General features: G+C 51.4%; 1 protein-coding gene. It reads left to right on the forward strand.

Annotation, left to right across the window (positions count from 1 at the left end):
- Positions 1-1,933: phage tail protein (locus VJI93_RS08140; protein ID WP_324009226.1), on the forward strand; the 1,933-nt coding region annotated here is incomplete at both ends.

Raw genomic sequence — 1,933 nt, forward strand, 5'->3', positions numbered from 1 at the left:
ACTGTCGCCACCGTCGCTGTTAAGGTTTTTGTTACCTCGGCCATTCTTGCTGCTGTGCTGACTGTTGCCATTACCGTGGCAGCAACTATGCTGATGGGCAAGCGCAAGAACAGCAATGCCAATCAAGGACAGGAACTCAAGTTAAAACTTGATCCAACAATGCCTAGGCAGGTTGCTGTAGGCTTGACGGCTACTGGTGGTTCGCTGGTATGGTCGTTTACCTATACCGACAATAACAAGAAGCCTAACCGTTATCTTGTGCGTATCATTGACCTGAGCGATATCCCTATCGACGGTGTTAATGACATCCTGGTGGAAGGTACGCCTCTCAGCTTTGCGGGAGATGTTCATACCGGCTTCCAAGCCTGCACCTCGGCATATCGAGCAAAGAACGGTGCGGCTTGTATGTGGGTAAAGGTCCATAAGGGTGGACCTGATCAAGCTGCTGACAACGAGCTGGTTGCGATGTCCGGTGGTGTCTGGACTAACCAGCATAAGGGTAAGAACATTGCTTATGCCATTGTCAAGATGGATTACGACCCAGATGCCTTCCCTAATGGGGAGCCTGGTCTTGTCTTTATTGTGCGAGGCGCTAGCTGCTATGACGATCGTGCTGATGACACTATGCCTGGTGGCTCTGGCACCCAGCGTCTAAATGATCCCACCACGTGGAAGTATACGCGTAACGCATCTGTCATTACTGCCCAAGTTCTCCGCGGATTCTACTCTGCAGGGGTGCTGATGTTCGGTGCACAGGCTGAGGCGCGTGATCTATATGCACCTATGCTTCAGGCCGCACATAATGAGTGCGACGAACTGGTTGCTGATGACAAAAACAATCAGATTCAGGTCCCCCGCTATCGGGCGGGTATGATGCTTACTGCATCTGAATCCACGGCATCTGCCCTTTTGGATCTGCAGTCGGCTTTCGACGGACGCATTATTGATCGCGGTGGCAATATTACCATTCTGCCTGGTGCGAACCGTACGCCTGTCTTCTCGATCAATGATGATCACGTCACCTACATCACGGAGAAGAGCTACCAGCCACGTGCGCCTATTAATGAACTGTGCAACCATATCGTAGGCACTTTCGTTGATGCCCAAAGTGGCTTCCAGGAAAAAGCTTTTCCGACGCTGCAGAATAAGCAGTGGGAGAAAAACGACGGCGGGGAACGTTTCTCTGCCCAGTATACTTTCCGGGCTATCAATTCTGATTCCCAGGTACAACGTATTACCCAGCGCATGTATGAGGGTACGCGCAACCAGGCAACTATTGCTATTGCCTTGCCTTTGTGGGCCATCGAGCTTGAGCAAGGTGATTGGTTTGAAATGTCCTCAGCACGCTGGGGATTTACCAATAAGCTGTTTGAGGCGGTTAAGGTAGATATCGCTACCAATCTGGCTATTGTTGTAGTGGCCAAGGAAGTCAAGCCATTTCCGCAGTGGTCTGGTGAAACTCTGGTGCCGCGTACTGATACAGTATGGATTGCACCTGTTGGCCAGTTGCCTTATCCGGATATTGCCATTTCTCCCCGATACACCAAGGACCCTGATTCCGGTAAGGAAGATGTAGGCTTTGCTGTTGTGCTCACTGGCTTGCCCTCTGGTATTGAGGCTACTGCTATTGAGTTCGAAATGGGTGTTGGGGCCAACCCTTCCACAACTTGGACGGTGCCCGGTGTAGCAGCCCGTAACCAAGTGACCTATATTATGGGTCTTCAGCCTGCTACGCAGTATTCTATTCGGGCAACAGCTACCGATGGATCGCGCTACTCTCCAGCATCGCCTTGGCAAACTGCTAGCACGAACGGCATTGCCAATGTTTCCAAGGATACGCAGGCAGTGGGTGGCAAGCCTGCTGCTACTGTTATCAATGACATTAATGCTGCGTTCCAAAAGGCTGCTGATGCGGAGTCTACGTCCAACGCTG

It is taken from the genome of Parvimonas sp. M20 (genome assembly GCF_035282425.1).
In the GTDB taxonomy this organism is placed as follows: Bacteria; Bacillota; Clostridia; order Tissierellales; family Peptoniphilaceae; genus Parvimonas.